Annotated in this window: 12 protein-coding genes; 5 read left to right on the forward strand and 7 right to left on the reverse strand. The window is 61.7% G+C overall.

Going from position 1 to position 21405, the window contains the following annotated elements:
* Window positions 1-112 precede the first annotated feature (112 nt).
* The 4 genes from selO to PSH86_RS02620 form a co-directional block, all read right to left on the reverse strand.
* A complete protein-coding gene (gene selO / locus PSH86_RS02605) occupies window positions 113-1576 on the reverse strand; it encodes a protein adenylyltransferase SelO (protein ID WP_176688742.1) in 1464 nt (487 codons plus the stop codon).
* A 36-nt stretch (window positions 1577-1612) separates the two neighbouring features.
* Window positions 1613-4975, reverse strand: a complete 3363-nt coding sequence (gene mscK, locus PSH86_RS02610; protein WP_109752092.1) for a mechanosensitive channel MscK — start codon at window positions 4973-4975, stop codon at window positions 1613-1615.
* A 34-nt stretch (window positions 4976-5009) separates the two neighbouring features.
* The gene (locus tag PSH86_RS02615) at window positions 5010-6752 is read right to left on the reverse strand and encodes a potassium/proton antiporter (RefSeq protein WP_109752093.1); all 1743 of its coding nucleotides are present in this window, start codon (window positions 6750-6752) and stop codon (window positions 5010-5012) included.
* A 275-nt stretch (window positions 6753-7027) separates the two neighbouring features.
* Complete coding sequence (locus tag PSH86_RS02620; RefSeq protein ID WP_232201277.1) at window positions 7028-8653, reverse strand: methyl-accepting chemotaxis protein; 1626 nt, start codon at window positions 8651-8653, stop codon at window positions 7028-7030.
* 258 nt (window positions 8654-8911) lie between these two features.
* Between PSH86_RS02620 and PSH86_RS02625 the strand changes: the two genes are divergently transcribed.
* Together PSH86_RS02625 and PSH86_RS02630 are read left to right on the forward strand one after the other, a co-directional pair.
* Entirely contained in the window at window positions 8912-9142 is a 231-nt protein-coding gene (locus PSH86_RS02625; RefSeq protein ID WP_109752095.1) for a hypothetical protein, read from the forward strand.
* Window positions 9139-9441: a cell division protein ZapA gene (locus PSH86_RS02630; protein ID WP_109752096.1), complete on the forward strand. Its 303-nt coding sequence runs from the start codon at window positions 9139-9141 to the stop codon at window positions 9439-9441. The genes PSH86_RS02625 and PSH86_RS02630 overlap by 4 nt, the downstream gene beginning before the upstream one ends.
* A 162-nt stretch (window positions 9442-9603) precedes the next feature.
* Here the strand turns inward: PSH86_RS02630 and PSH86_RS02635 are convergent, their stop codons facing one another.
* Both PSH86_RS02635 and putA read right to left on the reverse strand, forming a co-directional pair.
* Window positions 9604-11406 (reverse strand): acyl-CoA dehydrogenase, encoded by a 1803-nt coding sequence (locus PSH86_RS02635; RefSeq protein WP_109752097.1) that lies wholly within the window; start codon window positions 11404-11406, stop codon window positions 9604-9606.
* Between the two features lie 268 nt (window positions 11407-11674).
* Complete coding sequence (putA, locus tag PSH86_RS02640) at window positions 11675-15628, reverse strand: trifunctional transcriptional regulator/proline dehydrogenase/L-glutamate gamma-semialdehyde dehydrogenase (RefSeq protein ID WP_305487642.1); 3954 nt, start codon at window positions 15626-15628, stop codon at window positions 11675-11677.
* A 463-nt stretch (window positions 15629-16091) separates the two neighbouring features.
* On the opposite strand from putA, the gene putP reads away from it, so the two are divergent.
* Window positions 16092-17576: a sodium/proline symporter PutP gene (putP, locus tag PSH86_RS02645; RefSeq protein WP_109752099.1), complete on the forward strand. Its 1485-nt coding sequence runs from the start codon at window positions 16092-16094 to the stop codon at window positions 17574-17576.
* 220 nt (window positions 17577-17796) lie between these two features.
* Here the strand turns inward: putP and PSH86_RS02650 are convergent, their stop codons facing one another.
* Window positions 17797-18291, reverse strand: a complete 495-nt coding sequence (locus PSH86_RS02650; RefSeq protein ID WP_109752100.1) for a DUF2165 family protein — start codon at window positions 18289-18291, stop codon at window positions 17797-17799.
* Window positions 18292-18557: 266 nt separating this feature from the next.
* On the opposite strand from PSH86_RS02650, the gene tssI reads away from it, so the two are divergent.
* Together tssI and PSH86_RS02660 are read left to right on the forward strand one after the other, a co-directional pair.
* Window positions 18558-20612, forward strand: a complete 2055-nt coding sequence (gene tssI / locus PSH86_RS02655; protein WP_305487644.1) for a type VI secretion system tip protein TssI/VgrG — start codon at window positions 18558-18560, stop codon at window positions 20610-20612.
* Window positions 20609-21340, forward strand: a complete 732-nt coding sequence (locus PSH86_RS02660) for a DUF4123 domain-containing protein (RefSeq protein WP_305487647.1) — start codon at window positions 20609-20611, stop codon at window positions 21338-21340. The genes tssI and PSH86_RS02660 overlap by 4 nt, the downstream gene beginning before the upstream one ends.
* Window positions 21341-21405 lie beyond the last annotated feature (65 nt).

Below are 21405 nucleotides of genomic sequence, written 5' to 3' on the forward strand. Positions count from 1 at the left end.
ATCCGGCTGACGCGGTTTATCTGTTGCACCGCGCTGCCTGGTTCTTGGGGCTGCTGCGCAGCCCAGCGGGGATAAATCCCCTCGCCACAGGGTTATGTGTTTGGCGGGAAGGTTACGACGAACAGCTGATCTCCAGGTGCTTGCCCCATTCCGGCGGACGTTGCGCGTAGCTGTCCATGCCCGGTTGTTCTTCGAACGGCTTGCTCAGCACTGTGTGCAGGCGGCGGACTTCTTCGTAGTCGCCTGATTCGGCGGCGTCGATGGCTTTCTGCGCGAGGTAGTTACGCAGCACATACAGTGGGTTGACGGCATGCATGCGGGCTCGGCGCAGGTCCTGATCGACAACGCCTTCGCGGTTGACGCGGGCAATATACAGCTCGCCCCAGGCATCGAAACCCTTGAGGTCGACGAAGTCGTCGCGCAGGTTGGCAATGGCCAGTTCGGGTGATCGATCGCCCAGCCGACGGAAGAACAGGCTGTAGTCGACGCCGCTGTTCTGCATCAGTTGCAGCAGGCGCTCCACCAGTTTCTGGTCATCTTCTTCGGCAAGGGTCAGGCCGAGGCGGCGGCGCATCAGGTCCAGGTAGTGGGCCTGGAACAGTGGCAAGTACAGGCCGAGGGTTTCGCGCAGGGCTTCGACGCTGATGAACGGCGTCAGGGCCTGGGCCAGGGCGCTGAGGTTCCACTGACCGATGGGCACTTGGTTGCTGAATGAGTAGCGGCCCTGGTCATCGGAGTGGTTGCAGATGAAATTGGCGTCGAAGTCGTCGAGGAAGGCGAACGGCCCGAAGTCGAAGGTGATGCCCAGGATCGACATGTTGTCGGTGTTCATCACGCCGTGGCAGAAACCGTAGGCCTGCCATTTGGCAATCAGCTCGGCGTTGCGCTCGACGATCTCGCGGAACATCGCCAGGTACGGCTCCGGCTGCTCGCGGCACTCGGCAAAATGCAGGTTCAACACGTGCTCGGCGAGGGCCGCGTGCAGCTCGGGCTTCTTGGTGTAGTAGAAATATTCGAAATGGCCGAAGCGCACGTGGCTGGGTGCCAGGCGCAGCACCATGGCGGCGCGCTCCTGTTTTTCGCGCCACACCGGGGTGTCCGAACCGATCACGCACAAGGCGCGGGTGGTGGGGATGCCCAGGGCGTGCAGGGATTCGGAGGCGAGGAATTCGCGGATCGAGGAACGCAGCACTGCCCGCCCATCGCCCATCCGTGAGAACGGCGTCTGGCCGGCACCCTTGAGGTGCAGGTCCCAATGCTCGCCGGCCTCGTTGTACACCTCGCCCAGCAGCAACCCACGGCCATCGCCCAATTGCGGGTTGTAGTGACCGAACTGATGCCCCGAATACACCATCGCCCGGGGCTCGGTTTCGGCCCAGAGCTTATGGCCGCCGAAGATCTCGGCAAACAGCGGAGCCTCGGCTTCGGCCGGATCCAGGTCCAGTAACGCCATGGCGGCCGGGCTGGCGACCACCAGTCGCGGATTGTCGATGGGCTCGGGCAGCACGTGGGTCGATAACCCGTCGCCCAGGCGGGCGAAACGGTTATCGAAGGTCAACGTTTCCAGCGTTTTCATGGCCGTCTCCGGCGCGAGGCCTTCAGGCAGCGCGCATCAGTCGAGTGTTTCTTGCGGCGGCTCGGGTACCGGCTTGATGCTGGCAACAGCCGAAGGCACGGGTGCGATGGTCTTTTTGTCGGGCTCGGCAGGCACCAGTTTGTATTCCTGGCCTTGCATGTTCTTCAGATAGATTTCCATCTGCCGGAAGGAGATGTTGATGTGCTCCTTCTTGAACTCTCGGTTGATGAAGCGGTTGATCTCGTCCAGTACCGGGTTGCGGTCACCGAGGTCGCGCACGTGCATGCGTAGCTCATGGTCCAGGGTGCTTTCACCGAAGTTCAGGAAGTACACGATCGGTTCCGGCTCCTTCAGTACCCGTGGGTTTTCACGGGCGGCCTTGAGCAGCAGTTCGCGCACCCGATCCAGGTCCGAGCCGTAGTCCACGCCCAGTTTCAGGGTCACCCGGGTCACGGTGTCGGTCAACGACCAGTTGATCAGTTGCCCGGTGATGAAGGTCTTGTTCGGGACGATGATGTCCTTGCGGTCGAAGTCGGTGATGGTGGTCGCGCGGATGCGGATCTTGCTGACGGTGCCCGACAGGTTGCCGATGGTGATGGTGTCGCCGATGCGCACCGGACGCTCGAACAGGATCATGATCCCGGAGATGAAGTTGGCGAAGATCTCCTGCATGCCGAAACCCAGGCCCACCGACAGTGCGGCCACCAGCCATTGCAGTTTGTCCCAGCTCACGCCCAGGGTGGACAGCGTGGTGACGAAGCCGACACCGGCGATCACATAGGACAGCAGCGTGGTGGTGGCATAGGCACTGCCCTGGGCCAGGTTCAGTTTCGACAGTACGAACACTTCCAACAGGCCCGGCAGGTTGCGTGCCAGGGCGAAGGTGATGCCGATGATGATCAACGCGCCGAGCATGTCGCCGATACTGATCGGCACCATGCTCATGTTGACGCCGGTGCCGCTGGTGTATTCGTAGAGGGTGATGTTGTCCAGGTACGAGAACACGCTGATCAGGTCCGACCAGACCCAGTACAACGCGGCGATGAAGCCGCCGAGCAAGGCCAGGCGGATCAGGCGCAGGGACTGCTCGTTGACCTTCTCGATGTCCAGGGTCGGCTCCTCGACCACCGCTTCGCCGTCGCCGGCTTCCTTGGCGGCCTGGCGCTTGGCCAAGGCACGCTGGTAGGCCAGGCGCCGCGCCGCCACCGACAGGCCGCGCACGAAGGTCGCCTCGATCACCAGCCAGAACATCAGCAGGTACAGGGTATTGATCAACCGGTCGCTGAGCTTCAGTGCGGTGTAGTAGTAGCCGAAGCACACCGCCACGAACAGCGCGATCGGCAGCGCGGTGAACAGCACCCCGACGGCCTTGCGGAACAGCGAGGTGTTCTTGTGTGTCGGGCTACTCAGCAACAGGCGGCTGAGCAACCACGCCATCAGCGCGTAGCAGGTCAGTACCACCGGCATGCCGAGCACGTCATCGGCCAGGGTCGAGGGCTGCAACTCGGCCACGGCCACCACGGCCACCAACGCCAGCACCACCAGCCCAAGCCGGCGGATCCAGCCCTGGAGGAATTCGACCTGGGGTTTCTCCCAGCGGAAATGCAATTCGGCCACGCCGCCCGGGGCCAACACCCGATAGGCGGTGTAGAACACCAGCCAGGCCTGGCCGATCTGCAGCAGCGCCGCGCCGAGGTTGGCGTTCTGGCCGCGGGCGTCGATCTGCAAGGCATAGCCGCAGAGGGTCAGCGCCAGGGCCACCGGCATTGCCAGGAGGATATTGATCAGGATCGCCTGGGGCGTGTGCCACTGGCTGTCGCGCTTGAAGTGACCAACGTCCTGGTGAACCTTGTTCAAGCGCGCATAAAGATTCTTGCGCCGCCACAGCAGTGCCCCAATCAGCAGCGCCAGGGGCAGGAACAGCAGCGGACGCTGGGTCAGGCCATCGGCCAGCTCACTGAGGCTCGAAGCCCAGGGCAGCGAATCGATCTGTTTTTCCAGGCGCATCGGCACGCCGCGCATCCATTCGAAATCCAGCGGCTTGTTGCTGGGAATCCAGAACATCTGCTCTTCAAGCGTCGCCCGCAGGTTCTGGGCGGTGCTGAGCAGTTGCTTCTGGTTGAGCTGCAGGGTGATGGATTCGTTGAGCACTGCGCTCAATTCGCGGTTCAGCCGTTCCAGCAGGTCGACGCGGGTCAGTGCCAGTTCCAGCAAGGTCTTGCGCAGTTGCGGCGTGGCCTGTTCCGATGGCTGGGAGGCCAGCAGGTTGTCGACATAGGCACTGGGATTGTTCAGCAGCTCACGTTGTTGGCTGACTTCGAACTGGTACAGGCGGATGTCGGCGATCTGGTCGGCCAGGTTCTGGTCCAGCTTGAGGCGCGGCAGGGTCTGGCGCTGCTTGTAGAGGATCTTGGAGAGCAGCAGGCTGCCCTTGAGCACGCTGATCTGCTCGTCCAGGGCGGCGTCGGTCTGGGTGACGCTGTCCAGCAGTTGCTTGGTCTGCAAGTTCTGCTGGGTCACCTCGTTGAGGCGGTCGGTGCTTTTGAGCAGGTAGTCGGAGAGCTTCAGGTTGGCCGCGCTTTCGGTCGCCAGCAAGCTGCTGCCACCGGCCTTCTGGGCTTCGATGGATTGCTGGGTCACCGTCTCCTGGGACTGGGCCAGGCGCTTCTGGTTTATCAGGTTTTGCAGGTCCTGGATTTCCTGCTCCGTGCGGGCGATTTTTTCCATCAGCAAATCGTGTTGACCGTTGCCCAGATCCTGCAGTTGGCTGTTGCCGGCCAGCTCCTGGCGGCGTAGCGGAATCAGCGCGTTGAGCGCCGCCAACTCGGCGTTGAGCTGGTCGCGTTGCTCGGCGCTCAGGGTTTTGCCGGCGTCTCGACCGGCCTTGAGGATGGTGTTGATTTGCTGGATGCGGGTCTGGCTGCTGGAGATTTCCGCCTGGGCACGCTCGGGACGGGTCTGGGCGGTGATGATCAGGCTGTTGGCGTCGGCCAGGGCTTTTTGCAGATCACCCTGCTGGGTGGAGCGATCCGAGAGCATTTGCTCAAGCTGGGGAATCGGCAGGTTGGCATAGCGTTGCGCCACCGGCACCACCGTGGTGCCCTTGAGCCGCGCCAGTTCGCGCTGGTTCTCGATGTTCTGCTTGGGCGCGGTGGCCAGTTGCTGTTTGAGCGCCTGCAACTTCTGTTCGTAGTCGGCCTTGTTGCTGAGCTGGGTCAGCGTGTTCTGCAAGACGGCCTGCAGGGCTTTCTGGTCGGCTTCCGGCAGTTTGCGGTCGGCGATCTTGTCCAGGCTGGCCTGCACCGAAGCACTGGAGGGAAGATCAGCGGCTTGCAGTGTGCAGACGGAGAGACTCAAGCCCAGCAGGGCGATGGCGAAAAAGGAGCGCAGGGTAGGCATAGAGACCGGTCGAGCAAGTGAGAGTGGGAGCAGTTTAGAGGAACAAGCCGGGACCCGGGCGACTTCCTTCGGGGAATCTGACGCCCACTTTGCCGATCTTGTTCCCGTCCATGGCCGCGACGGTCCACAGGGTGTTGTTCCAATCCACCTGGTCGCCGACCACCGGCGCGCCGCCGACTTTCTGGGCAATGAAGCGCCCCAGGGACATGTCCGGATCGATGCCATCCAGTTGCAATCCGTACAGGGCGGCAACCGCGGCCAACTGGGCGTCTCCTTCGAGTACGAAGTCGCCGAAAAAGCGCAAATCAAGGCCCCGTTGCGGCGCTTGGCTGAACAGTTTTCCAAGGGCCGGCAAATCATGTTCGTGGCCGATAACACAGAGCAAATCATCGACTTCCAACACCGTACTACCCGACGGATGGAGCAGTTGTTGGCCGCGAAACAGTGCGGCGATGCGCGTGCCTTCGGGCATTTTCAGGTCCCGCAGGGGCGAGCCGATGCACCATTTTTCCGCGCCCAGGCGATAGATGAACAGCTCCCATTCGCTGGTGACGTGCACTTCCAGCGCCGCCCGGGAAATCGGCAGCGGCTCGGGCGGGACGGTCACGTGCAGCAACTTGGCGACCCACGGCAGGCTCGTGCCCTGCACCAGCAGCGAGACCAGCACGATGAAGAACGCCAGGTTGAAATAGAGTTGGGCGTGGGGCAGGCCGGCCATCAGCGGGAACACGGCGAGAATGATCGGCACCGCGCCGCGCAGGCCGACCCAGGAAATAAAGGCTTTTTCGCGACCATGGAACGCCTTGAATGGCAGCAGGCCCACCATGACCGACAGCGGGCGCGCGAACAGGATCATCCACAGCGCCAGGCCCAGGGCCGGCAGGGCAATGGGCAGCAGGTCGTGGGGCGTGACCAGCAGCCCCAGCACCAGGAACATGCCGATCTGCGCCAGCCAGGCCATGCCATCGAGCATGTGCAGGATGCCGTGGCGGCTGCGTACCGGACGGTTGCCCAGCACCAGGCCACACAGGTACACCGCCAGGAAACCACTGCCGTGCAGGGCGTTGGTCAGGGCGAACACGGCCAGGCCGCCGCTGATGACCAGGATCGGGTAGAGGCCGTTGGCCAGGTTGATGCGATTGACCAGTTGCAGCATCAGCCAGCCACCGCCCAGGCCAAGCACCGAGCCAATGCCGAACTCGCGCACCAGATGTCCCAGCAGGCTCCAGTGCAGGCCGGTTTCGCCACTGGCGAGCATGCCGATCAGGGTGACGGTGAGGAACACCGCCATGGGGTCGTTACTGCCGGACTCGATCTCGAGGGTGGCGCTGACCCGCTCGTTCAGGCCCTTGCCGCCCAGTAGTGAAAACACTGCCGCCGCATCCGTCGAGCCGACGATGGCGCCGATCAGCAGGCCCTGGATCAGGTTCAGGTTGAACAGCCACGCCGCCGCCAGGCCGGTCAGTCCAGTGGTGATCAATACCCCGACCGTGGCCAGCGACAACGCCGGCCACAGCGCCACGCGAAAGCTCGACACCCGCGTGCGCAAGCCGCCGTCGAGCAGAATGACAGCCAATGCGAGATTGCCGACCAGGTAGGCCGTGGCGTAGTTATCGAAAAGAATACCGGCGCCATCGACACCGGCCACCATGCCCACGGCCAGGATGATCACCAGGATCGGGATACCCAGGCGGGACGAAAGAGAACTCACCAGGATGCTCGCACCTACCAGCAACGCGCCGATCAAGAACAGGCTGTTGATGGTCGTCGCAGTCAAAGGCGTTACTCCGGGAAAACTGAAGGGCGGGCACAGACTGACCATGCAGTCTGCGTGCCAGCGATTCTAACCTGTTGAAATGTGATGCTGTCAAAAAAGGTTGGGGGATCGGGTTCTGGGCGCAGCCCTTGTGGCGAGGGAGCTTGCTCCCGCTCGGCTGCGAAGCAGTCGTCGCTTTTGAAGTTTTGGGCCGCTTCGCAGCCCAGCGGGAGCAAGCTCCCTCGCCACAACAGCATTGATCGCTCATGGATTGTGAGCGATCAATGGGTTTGCGGTTAAAGGCTGAACCGTCCAACCATGCTGTTCAGGTCCACGGCCAGGCGCGACAGTTCGGCACTGGCGGCGCTGGTCTGGTTGGCGCCGGTGGCCGATTGCACCGACAGGTCGCGGATGTTCACCAGGTTGCGGTCCACTTCGCGGGCCACTTGGGCCTGCTCCTCGGCGGCGCTGGCAATCACCAGGTTGCGTTCGTTGATCTCGACGATGGCGGTGTTGATGGTGTCCAGGGACATGCCGGCGCCGCGAGCGATGTTCAGCGTCGACTCGGCGCGTTCGGTGCTGTTGCGCATCGAATCCACGGCCTGTTCGGTGCCGTTCTGGATACTGCCGATCATGCGTTCGATCTCGCTGGTCGATTGCTGCGTGCGGTGAGCCAGGGCGCGGACTTCGTCGGCGACCACGGCAAAACCACGACCGGCCTCACCGGCACGGGCCGCCTCGATAGCGGCGTTCAGCGCCAGCAGGTTGGTCTGGTCGGCCAGGCCGCGGATCACGTCCAGCACCTTGCCGATATCGCGGGACTCATTGGCCAGGTTGCCAATCAGCGTGGCAGTGCTTTGCACGTCGGCGCTCATGCGTTCGATGGCGCTGACGGTTTCCTGCACCAGGTCACGGCCATCACCGGCGGAAGTCGTGGCGTCTTTCGATGCTTCGGAGGTGCTGACCGCATTGCGCGCCACTTCTTCCACGGCACTGGTCATTTCGTTGACTGCCGTGGCGGCCTGTTCGATTTCGTTGTTCTGCTGGGTCAGGCCACGGGCGCTTTCGTCAGTGACGGCGTTGAGCTCTTCGGCCGCCGACGCAAGTTGTGTGGCCGAGCCAGAAATCCGCTGCAAGGTGTCGCGCAGTTTCTCCTGCATGGTCGCCATCGCTTTGAGCAGGCGACCGGCCTCATCGGTGCCATCGACGGTGATTGGCCGGGTCAGGTTGCCCTTGGCGATTTCCTCGGCGGCGTCCAGGGCATTGGCAATCGGCTTGGTAATGCTATTGGTCAGCAGCCAGGCGAACAGCAGGGTCAGGCCGGTGGCGATGACCAGCAGCGTGACGACCAGCATGAAGGCTTTTGAATATTGCTGCTCAGCGCTCTGGTTGAAAGCCTCGGCCTGGTGGTTATTGATTTCCAGCAGGCGGCCCAGGATTGCGTTGATGGCTTCGGAGTTGCTCAGCAGTTCGGTGTTGAGCAATACCCGCAGTTCCTCGATCTGATTATTGCGCGACAGGGTTTTCATCCGCTCTTCGAGCTGACGGTACTGACCCAGCAGTTGTACATACTGATCGTAGGCGGCCCGTTCTTCCGGGGCGCTGATGAGTTTTTCGTAGGCCGTCTGGGCGGCGCGGATCTGTTGGTTGCGTTGCTCGAACAGATCGTAGGTTTTCTGCTGGATGTCCGGTTCGCGGTTGGTCAGCAAGCGATAGGACAGCACCCGCAGACGCAGGGTGAGCTGGGTGAACTCATCCAGGGCCTTGATGCTGGGCACGCTGTTGCGGGCGATGCTTTCGCCAGAGGTGCGGATGTTGCTCATCTGGGCCAGGGCAAACACCCCGAGGGCCAGCATCAGGGTGCCTATCAGGGCAAACCCCAGGAACGCCCGCGGCGCGATGTTCATATTACGTAGAGACATGGGAAGTACCGGAAGAAGACGCGTCCGTGCGGGGCTGTGACTGCTGTTCCCTGACTTATCGGTCATACGACTGAAGTCTTGAGGCCGACGCGTGCTTTTGTCGCAGGGCAACACCTACCGTGCGACGAAGGGTAGGAACCAGATTCCCGAATCGCAGTCTCTACAGCTCGCGAGCGAAGCACCGCCGCCGTGTAACCGTGGCATCGGCGGTGACTTTTCTTTATCGTACGCGCCCCTTGAAAATGCCTGGAAATCAATATGTTGGAAACATCCCTCAGCCAGCTGGAGCAACTGGTCAACGACCTGGTGCAACAGAACCGTCACCTCACCGGCCTGAACGAAACCCTGAGCGCGGAACTTGCCAGGGCCAAGGATGAAAACGAGAGCCTGCAACTGAGCCTGATGGAACAGGAAGAACTGCACGGCGCTACCGCTGCCCGCATCCAGGCGTTGATCGAGCGCGCCAGCGCCGGTCCTGTCAGCGCATGAAGCACGGCGCCGATGGGGTGACAGTCATCTCGATCCTGGGAGAAGACTATTCAATCAAGGCCCCGGCCGGGCAGGAGCAGGCCCTGCTGGACGCCGCTGCCATGCTCAAGGCCGCCCTGGCCGATACCAAGAGGAAATACCCGACGCTGATCGGTGATCGCCTGCTGGTACTGGCGGCGATGAACCTGTGTTCGCAACAGATGGAAATGCAAAAGGCTCATCAAGCGGAACTCGACCGTTACCAAGAGCAAGTCAGCGCCACGGTCGAGGTGATTGCCAAGACCATTCAGCAGGCCTGAACCTGCGACGGGCTTGTGCAGCAGTGTTGTCTGCACCTGAGTCATCGCGAGCAGGCTCGCTCCCACATAGGGGCTAAGTGGACATAAAATCTGTGTTCACCCCGTTCCACTGTGGGAGCGAGCCTGCTCGCGATCGGTTTTCAGCCCCGCACAAGAGCAGGCTCAGAACCACTCATCCCGCATCCCCAGGCACGTATCATCCCGCGTCTCGAGCAGCTCCAGCTCATGGTGACACCCCGGCACTTCCCAGGTCAGGAAGTACCGCGCCGCTTGCAGCTTGCCCTTATAGAAGTCGCTGTCCGCCTCGTTCCCCTTGGCCAAACCTTCCTCGGCCCGAATCGCCTGTTCCAGCCAGCGCCAGCCAATCACCATGTGACCAAACACCTTGAGGTACAGCGCCGAGTTGGCGAGACTGCTGTTGACCTTGCCTTGGGCCAGGTCCGTCAGCAGGCCGAGGGTAACCGTTTGCAGGCGTGCTACCAGCGCTTCCAGTGGTTGGCGCAATGGCGTCAGTGATGCGTGGGCCTGGGCGCGCTCAGTGGTGTCGGCCACCAGCCGGATCAATTGCTTGAGGCCAGCGCCGCCGTTCTGCGCCAGCTTGCGCCCCAGCAGGTCCAGGGACTGGATGCCGTGGGTGCCTTCATGGATCGGGTTCAGGCGGTTGTCGCGGTAATACTGCTCCACCGGGTATTCGCGGGTGTAGCCGTGGCCGCCAAGAATCTGAATCGCCAGCTCGTTGGCCTTCAGGCAGAACTCCGAGGGCCAGGATTTGACGATAGGGGTCAGCAAATCCAGCAGCTCATGGGCGCGCCGGCGCTCGGCTTCGCTTTCCAGGGTGGTGGTGTCGTCGAACAGCCGCGCGGCGTACAGGCCCAGGTCAAATGAACCTTCAACGTAGGCCTTCTGGGTCAGCAGCATGCGGCGTACGTCGGCGTGCTGGATGATCGCCACCGGCGGCGTAGTCGGGTCCTTGCTGTCGGGTACCCGGCCCTGCGGGCGCTCGCGGGCGTATTCAAGTGAATACAGGTAGCCGGCGTAACCCAGCATCACCGCGCCCATGCCGACGCCGATCCGTGCCTCGTTCATCATCTGGAACATGTAGCTCAGGCCGTGGTGCGGTTTGCCTACGAGGTAACCGACACATTCGCCGTTGTCGCCGAAGTTCAGCGCGGTAGAGGTGGTGCCACGCCAGCCCATTTTGTGGAACAGCCCCGCCAGCAGCACATCGTTGCGCGGGCCGAGGCTGCCGTCGTCGTTGACCAGGAACTTGGGCACGATAAACAGCGAAATGCCTTTCACGCCAGGCGGTGCATCCGGCAGTTTCGCCAGCACCATGTGCACGATGTTTTCCGATAGCGGATGATCGCCGCCGGAGATGAAGATCTTGTTGCCCTTGAGTCGGTAGGTGCCGTCGGACGCCGGCTCCGCGCGTGTACGAATATCCGACAGCGAAGAACCTGCATGTGGCTCGGTCAGGGCCATGGTGCCGAAGAAGCGGCCGTCGATCATCGGTTGCAGGAAGCGTTGCTTTTGCTCCTCGCTGCCGAAGCTCTCGATCAGATTCGCCGCGCCCATGGTCAGGAACGGGTAAGAGGTCGAAGCGGCGTTGGCCGATTGGAAATGCGCGAAGCAGGCCTGGGACAACAACGTCGGCAGTTGCATACCGCCAGCCTCGAAGCTGCGTGCGGCATTGAGAAAGCCAGCCTCGAGGAAGGCATCCACCGCCGGTTTCACCTCGGGAATCAGAATCGCCTCGCCGTTCTCGTAGCGCGGTTCGTTTTCATCGTTCTTGCGGTTGTGGGGCGCGAAAAATTTCTCGGCGATGCTGCGGGCCGTAGCGAGGGCTGCGTCGAAGGTTTCGCGATTGTGCTCGGCAAACCGCTCGCGCTGGGTCAGGCCCTCGGCATCGAGGACTTCATACAGCTCGAAAGCCAGATTGCGGGAACTGAGCAACGTCTCGGACATGGCGGCCTACCTTTTTTTGGAATGGGCCGAGTCTAGGCGTGGGAATAGAGGCTGAACAGGATGATTGATGGCAGTGATGCAGAGGTTAGGGCGACACTAATTCAATATGGGAGCGAGTTTTGTGGGAGCAAGGCTTGCCCGCGATGAAAGCGCCGCGGTCTCTTGAGGACCGCAGCGCCTGGGTCGCGAGCAAGCTTTGCTCCCACCAAGCTCGCACACAGGGTTTCTATGACCAGGCACCCATTGCAGGTGCCTGGTCTACAACGGTTTAGCCAATGGTCATCAGACTGGCGTTACCACCCGCGGCAGCCGTGTTCACGCTCAACGCCCGCTCGATCACCAAACGCTCCAACGCAATGTTGGTCTCGCCCTGGGACAAACCGTGCACCCCGACGATAGCACCGGCCCGCTTGGCCACTTGCTGGCAAACGCCGCGCAGTTGGTCCGAATCGCCGTGATGCAGCACGGCGTCGAACAGCACGTCGTCCTTGGTCCAGTCGGCAACCCGTTGGATGCGTGCCTGAATCTCCTTCGGCAAACGTGCGAACAAAGCCTTGCTGGTGTCGGTTTCCGGCCACACGGCCGAGCCGCCCACAGCCAGTACCGCCGCCAGTTGCGTCAGCAGATCGCCTTCCACGTCCGCCAGGCACAACACGTGCTCGCGCGGCAGGATGGCGTAGCTGTTGCGTTCGCCGGTCGGGCCGGTCAGCTGGCGGGTAATACCGCTTTGCGACTGGGCGGCGAACTGCACGCACAGGGCGCTCAGCTCGGCGAGTTTCTGGCTGTCGGCCCAGGCTTGCAGGGCGGTCAGCGGTTTGCTCAGGGCTTCACGTAAACGCAGGTCTGGCGCAGTGAGGGCATCGCCACGCACGAAGGATTGCTGGATTGCATCGGTAGGACGGGTCGACAGCAGGCGGTACAAGTACAGCGGACCGCCGGCCTTGGGACCGGTGCCCGACAGGCCTTCGCCACCGAACGGCTGCACGCCGACCACGGCCCCGACAATGTTGCGGTTCACGTAGACGTTGCCGGCATGGACGTTATCGACCACTTTGGCGATGGTCTCGTCGATACGGGTGTGCACGCCGAGGGTCAGGCCATAACCGGAAGCGTTGATCTGGCTGATCAACTGATCCAGCTCCTTGCGCTTGTAGCGCACTACGTGCAGCACCGGTCCGAAGATCTCCCGTTGCAGCTCGTCGAAGCTTTCCAGTTCGATCAGGGTCGGCATCACAAAGGTGCCGCGCTTGCACTCGTCACTGTCGGCGATTGCCATCTGGTACACGGTGCGACCTTTATCGCGCATGGCCTGGATGTGTTTCTCGATGCCGGCCTTGGCTTCGGCGTCGATCACCGGGCCGATGTCTACCGACAGGCGTTCAGGATTGCCGAGGCGCGATTCGGCCATGGCGCCCTTGAGCATTTCGATGACACGGTCGGCGGAATCTTCCTGCAAGCACAGCACCCGCAGGGCCGAGCAACGCTGGCCGGCGCTGTCGAAGGCCGAAGACACTACGTCGATGACCACTTGTTCGGTCAGCGCCGAGGAGTCGACGATCATGGCGTTCTGGCCACCGGTTTCGGCGATCAGTGGGATCGGACGGCCCTGGTTGTCCAGGCGACCGGCGATGTTGCGTTGCAGCAGGCGCGCGACCTCGGTGGAGCCGGTGAACATCACGCCTTTGACCCGCTCGTCACCCACCAGACGGGCGCCGACGGTTTCGCCACGGCCCGGCAGCAGTTGCAGCACGCCTTCCGGAATGCCGGCTTCGAGCATCAGGCGCACCGCTTGGGCCGCCACCAATGGCGTCTGCTCGGCGGGCTTGGCCAGTACCGGGTTGCCGGCGGCCAGGGCGGCGGCGACCTGGCCGCTGAAAATCGCCAGGGGGAAGTTCCACGGGCTGATGCAAACCACCGGACCCAAAGGACGGTGGGCGTCATTGGTGAAATCGTTGCGTGCCTGCACTGCGTAGTAGCGCAGGAAGTCCACGGCTTCACGTACTTCGGCGATGGCGTTGGCGAAGGTCTTGCCGGCTTCGCGGGCCAGCAGGCCCATCAGCGGCTGGATCTCGCCTTCCATCAGGTCGGCGGCGCGCTCGAGGATCGCGGCGCGTTCGGCTGGCGGCGTGGCCTGCCAGATAGGCGCGGCGTTGAGGGCGCACTGGATGGCATTGTCGACGTCGCTGATCGTGGCTTCCTGCACATGACCGACCACGTCACGGTGATCGGCCGGGTTCAGCACTGCTGCCGGTGCTTCTTCGCTGGCGGCGCAACCGAGCATCGGCGTGGCTTTCCAGTCGTTATGAGCGGTGGCCAGCAGGGCACAGGACAGCGACGCCAGGCGATGCTCGTTGGCCAGGTCGATGCCGCTGGAGTTGGCGCGCTCGCTGCCATACAGGTCGCGTGGCAGTGGGATGCGCGGATGCGGCAGGCCGAAGCCGCCTTCCAGGGTTGCCAACTGCTCGATGCTGGCCACTGGATCGGCCACCAGCTCCTGGATCGAAATGGACTGGTCGGCGATGCGGTTGACGAACGAGGTGTTCGCGCCGTTTTCCAGCAAACGACGTACGAGGTACGCCAGCAGGGTTTCGTGAGTACCTACCGGAGCGTACACGCGGCACGGACGGTTCAGCTTACCTTCGGAGACCTTGCCTACAACCTGTTCGTACAGCGGTTCACCCATGCCGTGGAGGCACTGGAATTCGTACTGGCCCGGGTAATAGTTCTGACCGGCGATGTGATAAATCGCCGACAGGGTATGGGCGTTGTGCGTGGCGAACTGTGGGTAGATGACTTCCGGCACCGACAGCAACTTGCGGGCGCAAGCGATGTAGGACACGTCGGTGTACACCTTGCGGGTATAGACCGGATAGCCTTCCAGGCCTTCGACCTGGGCGCGCTTGATTTCGCTGTCCCAGTACGCGCCTTTCACCAGGCGGATCATCAGGCGATGACGGCTGCGGCGAGCCAGGTCGATAACGTAGTCGATCACATACGGGCAACGCTTCTGGTACGCCTGGATCACGAAGCCGATGCCGTTCCAGCCGGTCAGTTGCGGCTCGAAGCACAGGCGTTCCAGCAGGTCCAGGGACAACTCGAGGCGGTCGGCTTCCTCGGCGTCGATGTTCAGGCCGATGTCGTATTGCTTGGCCAGCAAGGTCAGCGACAGCAGGCGCGGGTACAGCTCGTCCATGACGCGTTCGTACTGGGCGCGGCTGTAGCGCGGGTGCAATGCGGACAGTTTGATGGAAATGCCCGGGCCTTCATAAATCCCACGGCCATGGGACGCTTTGCCGATCGAGTGGATGGCTTGCTCGTACGAGGCCAGGTACTTCTGGGCGTCATGTTCGGTGAGCGCGGCTTCACCCAGCATGTCGTAGGAATAGCGGAAGCCCTTGGATTCGAACTTGCTGGCGTTGGCCAGGGCCTCGGCGATGGTTTCGCCGGTGACGAACTGTTCACCCATCAGGCGCATGGCCATGTCGACGCCCTTGCGGATCATCGGCTCGCCGCTCTTGCCGATGATGCGGCTCAGGGAGGAAGTCAGGCCGGCTTCGTTGTGGGTGGCGACCAGTTTGCCGGTCAGCAGCAGGCCCCAGGTGGCAGCGTTGACGAACAGCGATGGGCTGTTGCCCAAATGCGGTTGCCAGTTACCGGTACTGATCTTGTCGCGGATCAGTGCATCACGGGTGCCTTTGTCCGGGATACGCAGCAGCGCCTCGGCCAGGCACATCAGCGCCACGCCTTCCTGGGATGACAGGGAAAACTCCTGCAGCAGTCCCTGGACAATACCGGCACGGCCGCCGGCACTTTTCTGGTTGCGCAGCTTTTCAGCAATCGAGGCGGCCAGCTTGTTGGTGGCTTCGGCCATTTGCGCCGGCAGGCGGGCCTGCTCGATCAGCATCGGCACCACTTCCGGCTCGGGGCGACGGTAAGCGGCGGTGATGGAGGCACGCAGGACCGATTGCGGCAGGATGCTCTCGGCGAATTCGAGGAAGCATTGGTGAGCGTGGTCGACCTGTACATCGCCGGCATCATCGCTGTCGGCGCGGGGTGAACCGTTCAGCTCGGTCAGGGTTGCACCACCCTCGAGTTTTTCCAGGTAATTGAAAATTGCCTGCTTGATCAGCCAGTGTGGTGTGCGATCAATCGAGGTTGCGGCCGCCTTGAGGCGTTCGCGGGTCGGGTCATCGAGTTTGACCCCAAGGGTGGTGGTAGCCATATTTTTATCCTCATGTTTACCACGTATGGCGTGGCATCAGCTGGCGGCAAGATTAGCTGCGCGATGATTGAGGTGCAACCGGGTGCAACCCTTTTTTTCTTGAAATGACAGGCAGTTCATCTGGAAGCAAATTCTGCCCCGTCAATCCTGCACCGGCTTAGTGCTTTGGCTTCTAGCGGACCGCTATGGACTGCACTAAAAAGGAGCAAAAAGTACAGATTCTGCGATAAAACCGATCAGGTGCAACTTATTCGAGCGAAACAGGTTGCACCTTATTTCATTTGTTGAATAGCATTCGCGGCCAAGGTGCAACCGGCTTGAAAGTCGAGGGGCATCGGCTGATGGCTTTCCTGGGGAAACATCAGTCATAAATTCGCGGGACTGCAAATCGTCGCTACAACGTCCGCGTTGTCGACGCTTTCAACTGCCACCGCTACATAAAAACAAAGCCAGGGCGTAACTCATGAGTGTTAGTAATCCCACCTTGATCACTTTCGTGATCTACATCGCAGCCATGGTCCTGATCGGTCTGATGGCTTACCGCTCCACCAATAACCTTTCCGATTACATCCTGGGCGGTCGTAGCCTGGGCAGCGTGGTCACGGCATTGTCCGCCGGTGCTTCCGACATGAGCGGCTGGTTGTTGATGGGTTTGCCGGGTGCCATCTACATGTCTGGCCTGTCGGAAAGCTGGATCGCCATTGGCCTGATCGTCGGTGCCTACCTCAACTGGCTGTTCGTGGCAGGGCGCCTGCGGGTGCAGACCGAGCACAACGGTGACGCGCTGACGCTGCCAGACTATTTCTCCAGCCGTTTCGAGGACCACAGCGGCCTGCTGCGGATCATCTCCGCGGTGGTCATCCTGGTGTTCTTCACCATCTACTGCGCTTCCGGCATCGTCGCCGGCGCCCGTCTGTTCGAAAGCACTTTCGGCATGTCCTACGAGACCGCGCTGTGGGCCGGTGCCGCCGCGACCATCGCCTACACCTTCGTCGGTGGTTTCCTGGCCGTGAGCTGGACCGACACCGTACAAGCCACCCTGATGATCTTCGCGCTGATCCTCACGCCGATCATCGTGCTGCTGGCCACCGGTGGCGTGGACACCACGTTCCTGGCCATCGAAGCGAAAGATCCTTCGTCCTTCGACATGCTGAAAAACACCACCTTCATCGGCATCATTTCGCTGATGGGCTGGGGCCTGGGCTACTTCGGTCAACCGCACATCCTGGCGCGCTTCATGGCGGCTGATTCGGTCAAGTCCATCGCCAACGCCCGTCGTATCTCCATGACCTGGATGATCCTGTGCCTGGGCGGCACCGTGGCTGTCGGCTTCTTCGGTATCGCTTACTTCTCGGCGCACCCTGAAGTGGCCGGTCCGGTGACCGAAAACCATGAGCGCGTGTTCATCGAGCTGGCGAAACTGCTGTTCAACCCGTGGATCGCCGGTGTCCTGCTGTCGGCCATCCTGGCGGCGGTAATGAGCACCCTGAGCTGCCAGTTGCTGGTGTGCTCCAGTGCCCTGACCGAAGACTTCTACAAGACCTTCCTGCGCAAGAACGCTTCCCAGCTGGAACTGGTCTGGGTCGGCCGCGCCATGGTGTTGCTGGTGGCCTTGGTCGCCATCGCCCTGGCCGCCAACCCGGAAAACCGCGTACTGGGCCTGGTGAGCTACGCCTGGGCCGGTTTCGGTGCCGCGTTCGGCCCGGTTGTGCTGATCTCGGTGATCTGGAAGAACATGACCCGTAACGGCGCGCTGGCCGGCATCCTGGTCGGTGCGATCACCGTGATCGTCTGGAAGCATTTCGAGCTGCTGGGCCTGTACGAAATCATCCCGGGCTTCATCTTCGCCAGCCTGGCCATCTACGTTGTCAGCAAGATGGGCTCGCCTACCGCCGGTATGCTGCAGCGCTTCGAAGCGGCCGAGAAAGATTTCCGTCTGAATCAGTAAGACCTTCAGCGCGGCCTTGACGGCGCGCTTGAAGAACATGAAAACGGCCCGTCTCCAATGGAAACGGGCCGTTTTTTATGCGCGGAATTTATCGACCACGGCTGTTACCTGTGGGAGCGAGCCTGCTCGCGATGAGGTGTCACATTCAGCATCCAGGCAAGCTGGTACGCCGCTATCGCGAGCAGGTTCGCTCCCACGCTGGATCTTCAAAGGACGCGCATCACTTCACCTCGGTGTCAGGCTGGTTGAGAAAGATCAACACGCCCAAAATCGCCATATAGAACCTGAACGCGGCATCCTGGCCGTTCCAGACTTCTGATTGCCACATCAGGAACCACTCGCCGCCGACGACCATGAAACCGAAGAACCAGACGAAGAAACCCACCGTCAGACCGGCAACGGCCCACCCCTTGGCGCGGGCGAACACCGAGGCCTCGGCCCGGCGTGCCTGCCACAGTTTCAGTGTGCCGTAACCCAAAAGCCCTGCTGTCAGCGCTTCGCCGACGATGATCAGCCAATAGGCGCCATGCCACATCCAGGGCTGATCGATGGCCCGGTATCGGGCGGCATTGTCGGGGAAGGTGGTGTCCATGCTCAGCACGTGATGGACGAAATTGAAGTTGGAGCTGTAGTCCGTGATGTTGTTGAACACGGTCAGGAAGGCGAAGGCGGCGAGCGCCAGGATCATTGCGATTTTTGCGTAACGGATCGTCATCGGTACGTCCTTTGCTTTTTGCGACGAAAGAACGTTAGCACGGCCAGTTGCAGTCCCGAGGCCCGTCACTTTGTAGGAAGTTGCTGATTGTTCGTGCGGCGATTTCAGTTTGCCGTCACGCAAGGAATGTCTGTCGGAAAATACAGCGCATGCCGCATGCCTTTATCTTCTTGGGTGTAAGGCAAATCTGTTTTTAATGAGGGTCGATCAGCTTTGCGTAGGGCTCATGCACAATCGCCCACCTCCATTTTGCAGAGGCACATCGGATGTTCCCGCCTGCCAACCCACCGCTTTTCACGCTGACGCTCGACAGCGGACCGAATGACCTCAAGGTGCTTGAGTTCAAGGGCACGGAAGCCATCAGTCAGCCCTATCGTTTTGACCTGGAGCTGGTCAGTGAGCGGTCTGACCTGGCACTGGAAGAACTCCTGCATCGCCAGGCATTTCTGGGTTTCGATGGCGGGAAGGGTGGCATACACGGTCAGGTCTACAGCGTGGCCCAGGGGGATTCGGGCAAACGCCTGACCCGTTACCAGATCAGCCTGGTGCCTCGCCTGGCCTACTTGCGCCATCGCATCAACCAGCGGATTTTCCAGCACCTGAGCGTGCCCGATATCGTCGCCCGGGTGTTGAAGGAACACGGAATCCTGGCGGATGCCTGCCAGTTCACGCTTGGCGGGCAGTACCCCGAACGCGAATATTGTGTGCAGTATGGCGAAAGCGACCTGGCCTTCATCGAGCGGATTTGCGCCGAAGTCGGTATCCATTATCACTTCAGGCACCGCCCTGACGGCCATCTGCTGGTGTTCGGTGACGACCAGACGGTGTTTCCCCGCCTGCCCGAATCGACGCTGTACCTGCCGGACAGCGGCATGGTCGCCGACGAGTCGGCGATCAAGCGCCTGGCGGTGCGGCTCCAGACCTGCACCACTGCCGTAACGTTGCGCGATTACGACTTCCGCAAGCCCGGCTTGTTATTGGAAACCCATTTGGATAATCGGCAGCGTCCTGCCCTGGAAGACTATCGCTATCCCGGCGGATTCTCTGCCCGTGACGACGGCAAGCATCTGACCCGGCGCGCCCTTGAGCGTCATGGTGCCGACCAGCGCGTGGCAGAGGGCGGCAGCGATGAAAGCGCCTTCGTCAGCGGACATTTCATGTGCATGAAGGAGCATCCTCGTGAGCAGTTCAATGATCTCTGGCTCTTGACGCATGTCGACCATCATGGTCGTCAACCGCAGGTGCTGGAAGAAGTCGCCAGTGCCGGCCCGGATGAATTCCAGGATTACAAAAATACCTTTCTCGCCACGCCATGGGACGTGTTCTTTCGGCCACCCCTGCATCACGAAAAGCCGCGGGCCCATGGTTATCAGTCGGCGGTGGTGACCGGGCCGGTCGACAGCGAGATCCATTGCGATGAGTTCGGGCGGGTCAAGGTGCAGTTGGTCTGGGATCGCGACGGTAAACACGACGAACATTCCAGCTGCTGGCTGCGTGTGGCCTCCGGTTGGGCCCACGATCACTATGGCGTGGTGATGATCCCCCGGGTTGGCATGGAAGTCCTGGTCGGGTTCATCGATGGCGACGTGGACAAGCCGATGGTGGTGGGTTGTCTGCCCAATGGCGCCAACCCGGTGCCGCTGGACTTGCCGGCGGACAAGACCCGCAGCCTGTTGCGCAGTCGGAGCAGCCCTGGCGGGGGAGGTTACAACGAACTGCGCATCGAGGATCGCAAGGGCGCCGAGGAGATCTACCTGCGGGCCCAGCGAAACTGGACCCAGCATGTGCTGCATGACCAGCGGGTGCAGGTCGATCATGAGCGCAGCATTGTCGTCACCGGTACGGCGCGACACGAGCTCAAGGCCGATGAACAGCGCCTTACCCATGGTCGGCGCCGGGCTGAAGTCCGGCAGGATGATCATCTGCTGGTGAGTGGCGAACGGCATATTCGTGTCACCAGTCAGGTGCTGAGTGCGAGCCAGCAGTTTCATGTCAGCGCCGGCCAACACGTAGTATTGGAAGCGGGTGCCAGTGTGACCCTCCAGGCCGGCGGCCATTGGATCAGCATCGGGGCCGGCGGGATCTCCAGCAGCGTGCCGATCGAGGTCGGTGGGGCGCCGATGGCGGTCTTGAGCGCGGCATCCGGTACGCCAGGCAGTGCCGAGAAGCGGGTCGCTGCGGCGCCTGCGCTTTCCCTCGCGCAAATCCTCAGTTTCCAGGGCTCGGCGCCGTTCTGCGAGGAGTGTGAACGTTGCAGAAGCGGCGTCTGCGTAGCGCCATCGGTCTTTCGCAAACCTGTCGATATCCAGGAGCGACCATGAGCTGCGGTCAATCTCCCCGCGCCTGGCTTGAGGACCATCCTCTGCAGGCCAGCGAGCAACTTTTCGCCATCTTCAGCAACGCCAGTAGCGCCGGGGTGTTGTCGGCCTGGAAGCGCTCGATGAGCTCGGAGGCGAGTCCGATCTGGGCCGACACGCCATACGCCGAGTGGGAATCGGTCATGCCCTATGTAGGGCTTGTCGGCGTGGACAACGGATTTCTTGATTGGATAGCCGCCACCGACTCGCTCGATTGGGGCTGGCTGGCGGTTTCGTGTGTGAACCAGCAGACCCTTGCCGAACATTTGCGGGGGCTCACGCAGGTGCTGTTGCCGGGTGGCAAGCCGGTCTTCCTGCGTTTTTGGGATGGGCGCTTTGTGCGGTCGATCCTGCAATCGACGGAGGTGGAGGCCGGGCAACTCTTGCCAGTCATCACGCGCTGCCTGATCAACGGGCAATCCCTTGAGATCATGGGAAATGCCCAGCGGGCGGCCCGGGCTTTTCCATGGTGGCAGGTACCCGTCGCGCTGTTGGAGACAATGGCCGAGGTCCCGACGGACTGTCTGTTGGATAACTTGCTCACTTGGCTGGGCGAAGAGCATCCGTATTTGTTCGAGCGCGTCGACGACAGCGTCCTGCGCAGCAAGATTGCCTACTTTCTTGAGCGATCGGAGTCGGTTGAAGCATCAAAGGCGCCATTGCTGGCGTATCTGGTGCGAGAGCTGGGCTGATTGTGGCCTGTCCGCCGGGCTGCGAACGCCTGACGTCCGACGCGCTTCGAGGTAAACTCGTCGCC

This window comes from Pseudomonas sp. FP2300 (assembly GCF_030687595.1).
In the GTDB taxonomy this organism is placed as follows: domain Bacteria; phylum Pseudomonadota; class Gammaproteobacteria; order Pseudomonadales; family Pseudomonadaceae; genus Aquipseudomonas; species Aquipseudomonas bijieensis.

Excerpts from the sequence above, each read along its gene's own strand:
- selO (WP_176688742.1), bottom strand. The coding sequence starts at position 1,576 with ATGAAAACGCTGGAAACGTTGACCTTCGATAACCGTTTCGCCCGCCTG.
- mscK (WP_109752092.1), bottom strand. The coding sequence starts at position 4,975 with ATGCCTACCCTGCGCTCCTTTTTCGCCATCGCCCTGCTGGGCTTGAGT.
- PSH86_RS02620 (WP_232201277.1), bottom strand. The coding sequence starts at position 8,653 with ATGTCTCTACGTAATATGAACATCGCGCCGCGGGCGTTCCTGGGGTTT.
- PSH86_RS02625 (WP_109752095.1), top strand. The coding sequence starts at position 8,912 with ATGTTGGAAACATCCCTCAGCCAGCTGGAGCAACTGGTCAACGACCTG.
- PSH86_RS02630 (WP_109752096.1), top strand. The coding sequence starts at position 9,139 with ATGAAGCACGGCGCCGATGGGGTGACAGTCATCTCGATCCTGGGAGAA.
- PSH86_RS02635 (WP_109752097.1), bottom strand. The coding sequence starts at position 11,406 with ATGTCCGAGACGTTGCTCAGTTCCCGCAATCTGGCTTTCGAGCTGTAT.
- putA (WP_305487642.1), bottom strand. The coding sequence starts at position 15,628 with ATGGCTACCACCACCCTTGGGGTCAAACTCGATGACCCGACCCGCGAA.
- putP (WP_109752099.1), top strand. The coding sequence starts at position 16,092 with ATGAGTGTTAGTAATCCCACCTTGATCACTTTCGTGATCTACATCGCA.
- PSH86_RS02650 (WP_109752100.1), bottom strand. The coding sequence starts at position 18,291 with ATGACGATCCGTTACGCAAAAATCGCAATGATCCTGGCGCTCGCCGCC.
- tssI (WP_305487644.1), top strand. The coding sequence starts at position 18,558 with ATGTTCCCGCCTGCCAACCCACCGCTTTTCACGCTGACGCTCGACAGC.
- PSH86_RS02660 (WP_305487647.1), top strand. The coding sequence starts at position 20,609 with ATGAGCTGCGGTCAATCTCCCCGCGCCTGGCTTGAGGACCATCCTCTG.